The 7,312-nt window shown below is 73.1% G+C and carries 8 protein-coding genes and 1 tRNA gene; 5 read left to right on the top strand and 4 right to left on the bottom strand.

Annotation, left to right across the window (positions count from 1 at the left end; genetic code table 11):
- Positions 1–745: LysR family transcriptional regulator (locus FRZ03_RS24240; protein ID WP_146467304.1), on the bottom strand; the 745-nt coding region annotated here is incomplete at its 3' end.
- Positions 746–929: 184 nt separating this feature from the next.
- Here FRZ03_RS24240 and snpA point away from each other — a divergent pair.
- From snpA to FRZ03_RS24260, 5 genes are all read left to right on the top strand, one after another.
- Positions 930–1,622 (top strand): snapalysin, encoded by a 693-nt coding sequence (snpA, locus tag FRZ03_RS24245; RefSeq protein ID WP_146467264.1) that lies wholly within the window; start codon positions 930–932, stop codon positions 1,620–1,622.
- Between the two features lie 454 nt (positions 1,623–2,076).
- Positions 2,077–2,161 (top strand) — tRNA-OTHER (locus tag FRZ03_RS39295).
- A gap of 70 nt (positions 2,162–2,231) precedes the next feature.
- On the top strand, positions 2,232–2,792 hold the full coding sequence (locus FRZ03_RS24255; RefSeq protein ID WP_146467265.1) for a nuclear transport factor 2 family protein: 561 nt from the start codon (positions 2,232–2,234) through the stop codon (positions 2,790–2,792).
- Between the two features lie 24 nt (positions 2,793–2,816).
- Complete coding sequence (locus FRZ03_RS39815; RefSeq protein WP_222443405.1) at positions 2,817–2,981, top strand: DUF6221 family protein; 165 nt, start codon at positions 2,817–2,819, stop codon at positions 2,979–2,981.
- 8 nt (positions 2,982–2,989) lie between these two features.
- Complete coding sequence (locus tag FRZ03_RS24260) at positions 2,990–3,877, top strand: alpha/beta fold hydrolase (RefSeq protein WP_146467266.1); 888 nt, start codon at positions 2,990–2,992, stop codon at positions 3,875–3,877.
- Positions 3,878–4,016: 139 nt separating this feature from the next.
- Here FRZ03_RS24260 and FRZ03_RS24265 read toward each other — a convergent pair whose 3' ends face one another.
- The 3 genes from FRZ03_RS24265 to FRZ03_RS24275 form a co-directional block, all read right to left on the bottom strand.
- Positions 4,017–5,060 carry an NAD(P)/FAD-dependent oxidoreductase gene (locus tag FRZ03_RS24265; protein ID WP_146467267.1) on the bottom strand — a complete coding sequence of 348 codons (1,044 nt, stop codon included), beginning with the start codon at positions 5,058–5,060 and terminating at the stop codon, positions 4,017–4,019.
- A 218-nt stretch (positions 5,061–5,278) separates the two neighbouring features.
- Positions 5,279–5,920, bottom strand: a complete 642-nt coding sequence (locus FRZ03_RS24270; RefSeq protein WP_146467268.1) for a carbonic anhydrase — start codon at positions 5,918–5,920, stop codon at positions 5,279–5,281.
- Positions 5,921–6,125: 205 nt separating this feature from the next.
- A complete protein-coding gene (locus FRZ03_RS24275) occupies positions 6,126–7,289 on the bottom strand; it encodes an oxygenase MpaB family protein (RefSeq protein ID WP_146467269.1) in 1,164 nt (387 codons plus the stop codon).
- Positions 7,290–7,312 lie beyond the last annotated feature (23 nt).

The following is a 7,312-nucleotide window of genomic DNA, read 5'->3' on the forward strand; positions in this document are numbered from 1 at the left end:
GACGATGGACGCGGGCTCGTCCGGGCCCCCCCCGCACCGCCCGCTCCCCCCGCCGCCGCCCCCGCCCGCGCCCCCGGCCCCGGGCCCCCGCCGACCGCAGGGCCCGGCACAGCGCATCCCACTCGCCGTCCACGGTGGCGTCGATCATCCAGCGGTCACCGGCCAGGTCGGCCATCCGCACCCGTCTTCGGGAGGCCGCCGGGTGGTCGGCGGCGAGGGTGACGAACTGCGGCTCGCGTTCGACCAGGACGCGGACGCAGAGCCCCGGCGGCATCCGCAGCGGGCTGCCCTCGACCTCGTGCACGAACGCCATGTCGAGCCGGCCCGCGGCGACCATGGCGAGCAGGGTGTTGGCGGAGACGTTCATCTGGAGCGTCGGCTCGACCCGCGGCTCCCCGGTCCGCAGCCGGTGCAGCCAGCCCGGGATGGCGCGGCTCGCCGTGGCACCGATGCGCAGCCGGAAGCCGCACGCGGCGCGGGCGGCCGCGGCCCGGGTCTCCGTCACGATCGCCGCGAACTCGGTCACCAGCGGCCGGGCCCGGCTGAGCACCGCCAGGCCCAGCGGCGTGGGACGGCAGCCGGTGCGGGTGCGTAGGAACAGCTGGGCGCCGAGGGCGTTCTCGATGCGCCGCAGCTGCGTGCTCAACGAGGGCTGTGCCATGCCGAGTTCCCGGGCCGCCTTGTGCAGACTGCCGGCGTCGGCGATGACGCAGAGCACGCGCAGATGCCTGACCTCCAGCTCCATGGGGGTGAGCGTAGAGCGGGGCACCGTGTGACACCAGGTGTCCAAGTTCCTGCGAATCAAGACGAGTTGGCACCTGATAGCCCAGTGCTATCCCCGATTGCCATCATCCCTGGACCCGTTCACCTGTCCGAGACTTCCTGGCAACCGATCGTTCCACCCCACAGAACGAGTAGGAGCCCCCCACATGACGTCGTTCCGTCACAGCACCGGGCAGAAGAACTCCAGGAGACTGGCGGCCCTCGCGCTCGGACTCGGACTGGCCGCGGCGGCCCTGGGCACCGCGGCCCCGGCGGGCGCCCAGACCCAGGGTGCCGACCGGGCCCCGGCCCGGAGCTCCGCCGGCTACGTCGGCTCCGCCGAGAACTCCGGCAACAAGGCCTTCTTCGACGCGGTGCTGAGGTCCGTCGCCCAGCGGCAGGCCGAGCACCCCTCCCTCAAGTCGGTGACCGTCTACTACAACGCCTCCCAGGCACCCAGCTTCCGTTCGCAGATATCGAGCGCCGCCTCGATCTGGAACAGCTCCGTGTCCAACGTGAAACTCCAGTCGACGACGGGCAGCGCCGACTTCTCCTACTACGAGGGCAACGACTCGCGCGGCTCGTACGCGTCCACCGACGGGCACGGCAGCGGGTACATCTTCCTCGACTACACGCAGAACCAGCAGTACGACTCGATCCGGGTCGCCGCCCACGAGACGGGCCATGTGCTGGGCCTGCCCGACCACTACAGCGGCCCGTGCAGCGAACTCATGTCGGGCGGCGGCCCCGGCCCGTCCTGCACCAACCGCTACCCGAACACGACCGAGCGCTCGCGGGTCAACCAGCTCTGGGCATACGGCCTGGCCAAGGCCCTCGCCGCGGTCGGCGCGCGGCACTGACCGACCGCGCGCCGACGGCCCGGCCTCCCGGCCGTGCCCCCACCACACGCGTACGGACCGCGGCTCCCCAGCGCGGTCCGTACGTCCGTTCGCGCCCGCAGGCCGAAGGTGAAGGGGATCGATCCCTTCACCGGGGTGGATCGTGTACCCCGAGCCGTCGAGACGGCTGCCGTCCGGAAACTCGCGACAGGACGGGCCACGGCGCGGCACGGTCATGGTCGACCGGGGCCGGGGCAGCCGGCCCACGGCCGCCGCGCCGACACGCAGTCCCCTCGCACACCCCGTCCGGCCCGCGTCGGCGTGAACGGGCAGACGACCGACAGCACGTCGCCGAGCCGGAAACCCCTCGCATCCGTCACCCGGCCAGGACGGACAGGTCCCGGCGAGGCCCCGCGGTGGGCGCGGCCGGGGAAAACGGATCGACGCACATCGCGCGAGTGGATACCTTGCCTTCGGCCATACGTCGTCCAGCGGCCCAGGACACCGCACTCGGGTTCGCCCCGATGCGGAAACCCCGGTTCGAATCCGGGCGTCGGCCACCTCGGCGATCCGGTGGGGAAGGATCGGCGCTCGGCCCGCCCTCCCCGCGGTGGGCCGGAGAGGACGCGCGTGTCACTCGCTCTTGAAGATCGCCTGGCCATCGCCGAGCTGGTCTCGTCGCACGGCCACCTCGTCGACGACGGCTGCCTCGACCGGTTGGCGGAGCTGTTCACCGTCGATGTGGTCTACGACCTAACCGAGTTCGGCCAAGAGCCGTTGCACGGGGTGGCGGCCGTCCGAGAAGCGGCCCGGGCGCTGGGGGCCGCGAACCCGGTCGCGCATCACGTCACCAACGTCGTCGTCTCGCACTCGCCGGACGGCCGGGTACGGGTCCGGTCCAAGGGGCTGGGCATCAAGGCCGACGGCTCCTGCGGTTCCGTCTCCTACGACGACACCCTCGTCCGCACCGGCGACGGCTGGCGGATCAGCCATCGCAAGGTGTCACCGCGCCGGGCTCCCCTGGGACTCGCGCACGCGGACCCGGCGGGCGGCCGTGAGGACATCGATGATCTTCTGGAGTTCCTCGTCGCGCGCATCATGGACGACAACCACGCTTATGCGTACGTGGCCGACACCATGGGCGCCAAGGCCCTCCTCGACAGCCATCTGCCCATGCTCGATCTGACCTAGCGGCTGGCACACGACCACCGCGCGATGGACCCCGAGGACCCCCGCTCAGCCGGCCTCGCGTACGCGATTCGCGTCCTCGCCCAGTCGTACGCCGAACACCCCGGCTACCGCCAGGAATGGCGTCCCCAGGGTCTTTCGTCCGGCTCAGGCCGGGAAGTCGGGTGCGGGACGAGCGATCGGCGGCCATGATGCCGATCATGACTGGATACATCGGCGTACCCGATCGGCTGGGCGAGAGCGCGCTGTCCGATGGGCGGTTGCTCGGCTGGGCCGAGTGGGGGCCGCCGGACGGAGTGCCCGTCCTGTTGTGTCCGGGTGCGGCCACGAGCCGGTGGCTCGGGTTCGGCGCGGGTGTCGTCGAAGCGCTCGGAGTGCGTCTTGTCTCCGTGGACCGGCCGGGGCTCGGGGTCTCGACGCCCGCACCCGGGCGGACCTTCCGCGACTTCGCCGCGGATGTGCGGCAGCTCTGTGCGCTGCGCGGGCTCGGGCGCCCGGCCGTGGTCGGGAACTCGCAGGGCGCGCCCTTCGCGCTCGCCTGCGCCGCGGAGAAGGTCGCCTCGGCGCTGGCCGTCGTCTCCGGTGCGGACGAGGTCGCCGCGCCGCGGTTCGCTCCTGTGCTGGACGCGGGCCTGCGTGGTCTCGTCGAGCGCACCGCGCGCGACCCGGCCGGCGCCGAGGAGTTCTTCGCGGGCTTCACCGCGGACGCCATGTGGGACATGGTCATGGCCGGGAGTCCGGAGTGCGACCTCGCCGTGTACCAGGAGCCCGCCTTCGCGGCCGGCTACCGCAGGGCCTTGAACGAGGCGTTCGGCCAAGGTGCCGCCGGTTATGCCCGTGACACCGTCCTGGCGATGGGACGGTGGCCGTTCGCGCTCGACGCGATCACGGTCCCGGTGGACATCTGGTACGGCGCGCAGGACACCGGCCACTCGCCCGACAACGGAGCGCTGCTGGCCGCTCGGGTGCCCGGTGCGCGACGCCATGTCGTGCCGGAGATCGGCGGCGCGCTGCTGTGGACTCATGCCGAGTCGATCCTCACGGTGCTCCTCGGCAGGGCCGTCGACCACGAGGGCCGACCCCGGTGACCTGCCGGGGACGGGGGCCGGGGCGGCGCCGGGTGGTGTGGAGGAAACCGAGCGGATCGCGGGGCCGGGCGCCGGGGCTGCCCGGTCCGGCAGGGTGGATGGCGAGCTGCTGACAGGTGGTGTCGTCCGTGCGTCCGCCCTAAAGGATGCTGCCGGGAAGGCCGTTGCGACCGAGCGGTTCCCTGGTGGCGGTCGGTGCTTGCCGGCGGCGCCAGAAGGGGCCTGCGGGCCGGCGCCGTTCCCAGGAGTGCACGGCCCGGTGGCCGAGCAGATAGTGCTCGAAGGTCTCGTGCAGCCGTGCGGCGTAGCGGGCGAGTGCGTCGGGGTCGCCGTCGAGACGGGCGTGCACGGCCTCGGCGCCGCACACGCCGGTGTACAAGGCGGTCAGGATGCCCTGGGAGGAGATCGGGTCGTACGCGGTCGCGGCGTCGCCGACGGCGATCCATCCGTCGCCGGCCGCCGGTCGCAGACGGGCGGTGTGGGCGGCGCAGCGCCGCGGTACGGCTCCGGGCCAGGGCGTGCGGCCGACGGCGCGGGCGGCGGTGTGAGTGGTGGTGGCCAGCCGGTCGAGGAAGACGTCGAGGGTGTTGAGGCGGGGCGGGGCGAGATCGCTGTGGGTGAAGTAGGCGGCGAGACGGCCGGTGGGGTGGCAGGGGGCGGTGTACCACCAGCCGTCGGGGGCGGATTCGACCAGAGAGAGGTGCTCCCTGTCGTGCGGGTCGTCGGCGAGCCGCAGGTGGACGGCGATGAGCCGGTCGTGGCGGTGGCGCGAGGCTCCACAGCGGGTGGCGACGCGGGCGCGTCGGCCGGTGGCGTCGACCAGCCACCGGCAGCGCAGGGGCCGGTGTACGCCGCGGGCCGTCACCGTCACCCGCCGTCCCCCGCCGGGATCGCGTACCGGGTGTCCCACGGTGGTGTGCTCGGCGACCCGCACGTCGCAGGCCCGCGCCCGGGAACGCAACAGGTGGTCGAAGGCCGGCCGGTGGAGGTGCCAGCCGTGCCCGTGCGGGTCGTTGATGAAGTGGACGTGCCGCGGGTCGGGTGAACCCCAGGCGGAGACGGTGCCGTGGCACACCCGGTGGTCGCGGTCCAGTGCGGTGGGGTCGACGCCGAGGTCATGGAGCAGCATCCGGGCGGCGGGCGCGTCACCGGGGCGGGCCGGGCGCCCGTGGGCGGGCTTCACGTCACGGTCCGCGGTGCCTGCGACAAGGCCTCGCGGTGCTGATCGTGCACGCCACCGCGGGGCGTCGCCACTCGGTCGGCCATGCCGGTGAGGCGGGCCGCCGTGGCACCGCGGCCCCGTGCGGGAGCGGCGCGGCGCCTCCACCGTCCGCGGGACACGGCCGATGACGGTTCTCACCGTGCGGGGGCGAGGGTCCTGGACACGGCCGATGGCGGGTCTCACCGTGCGGGGGCGAGGGTCCTGCTCAGACCGTGGGAGGAGACCAGCCGGGCGCTGCCGTCGGCCAGCCGGTAGGACAGTCCGGCCACGCCGAGGCGGCCGGCGGCCACCCGCTCGGCGAGCACACGGGAGCGGTCCAGCAGCAGGCCGACGCTGTGCCGGATGTGCTCGTGGAGGATGTCCTCCTCCCGGTCGTGTCCGGCGGCGCGGGCCGCCAGCACGCTCGGCGTCACCCGCTCCACGACGTCACGGACGAATCCGGCGGGTGCCCGGCCGCCGTCGGCCGCGGCGCGGGCGGCCGCGACGGCCCCGCACGAGTCGTGGCCCAGGACCACGACCAGCGGGCAGTCCAGCACACTCACCCCGTACTCGATGCTGCCCAGCACCTCCGCGCCGACCACGTGCCCGGCGGTGCGTACCACGAACAGGTCGCCCAGGCCCTGGTCGAAGATGATCTCGGCGGCCAGCCGGGAGTCCGAGCACCCGAACAGCACCGCGAAGGGGCGCTGCGCCGGCGCGGTCTCGGCGCGGCGCGCGGCGTCCTGGTTGGGGTGCTCGGGCGAGCCGGTGACGAACCGCTGGTTACCGGAGAGCAGCAGCTCGAAGGCGTCATCGGGGCTCGGCGTCAGTGCATCGGTCATGGCGGCAGGCTACGGCCGGCCCGGTCGGAACGCGCGGCCAGGCCCGCCGACGGCGGCCTGTTCACTCCCACGGGGGGACGCCCGGACACCGGGTGTTCTCCCTGGGCGGCCCCTCTCGTTGACCGGCCCACTCGCTGACCGGCCCACTCGCTGACCGGGGCCTCGCGCGTTCCCGGGGGGCGGGGCGGGCGTGGTGCACGGGCCGTCAGGGCGCGACCGTCGGCGCGGGCGGTGTCCAGCGGTGGGTGCGCGGCACCGTGCCGGTGACGCCGAAGTCCTTCTTCAGCTGTTCGGGGATGGCGTAGTGCATGACGCGGCCGCGGGTGAGGGAGGACAGTTCGAAGACGGTGGTGAGGTGGCCGAGGCGGTCGAGGGCCCAGGCTCCCAGCGGGGACCGGTCCTCGATGGTCTCCAGCACTCCGAGCAGGGCGGGGACGGCCTTGACCACGCTGTCCCAGGCGGTGCGCGGGACCTGGAGCCAGTCGGCGCAGGTGTCGCCGATCAGGTAGCGGATCAGGGCGGAGACGATCGGGTCGAAGAAGGTGCCGGGGACGACCTCCTCGTAGAGGTCGATCAGCTGTCGGGTCAGGTGGGCGCCTTCGGGCGAGGGGCCCATGTGGCGGATCATGTAGAGGTCGAGGAACTGCCGGGCCTCTTCCACGGACTTGGGGACGGCGTCCTGGTCGACGCCGAGCATCGCGCCGACCACGCGCCAGGCGTAGAAGTAGGCCTCCGCCCCCTCGACGCTCATGTGGATGCCGAGGCGGTGCAGACTGTCCAGGACGAGCAGGGAGAAGAACATCTGCCCGCCGATCATGTCCTCCTGGCAGATCGGCGTGCCCAGCGCCCCGGCGTCCCAGCGGCCCTCCCGCGTGAGGTGATGGCGGATGGCGGCGTGCAGCAGGCGTACCTTCTGCGCTGCCGGGACGAACTTGCCGCCCGCCTCGAAGGCGTCGGGCTGCATGAGGTAGACGGTGAACTGGCCGGTCTCCGCCATCCTCCTGGACGGATAGTCGAGCCCGTGGGTGGCCGACAGCAGTCGGGCGACATGCGGGACGACGTAGCAGGCGGGCATGGAGGCGAACGACAGCGCGGTGGAGATGTGCACGTTGTTGTCGATGAAGAACAGCCGGGCCTTCTCCATCTCCCCCCAGTCCACCCAGGCCGGTGGTACGGCGGTGGCCCGCAGGTACTCGCGGGCGACGTCGGGCAGCCCGTCGGGGAGCGGGGCGCCGGCCGTGGAGGCATAGCGCATCAGGCTGTTGAACGTGCCCACCTCGTCCCGTGCGAACAAGGTGGCCACCACCTCGTCGGCGAGTGCGTCCCCCGACTGGCGCAGGGCGTCCATGGAGGCATCGGTCCAGGTCATGTGGGAGTCCTTCCCGGTGGGCC

This window comes from Streptomyces misionensis (assembly GCF_007896895.1).
Classification (GTDB): Bacteria; Actinomycetota; Actinomycetes; order Streptomycetales; family Streptomycetaceae; genus Streptomyces; species Streptomyces misionensis_A.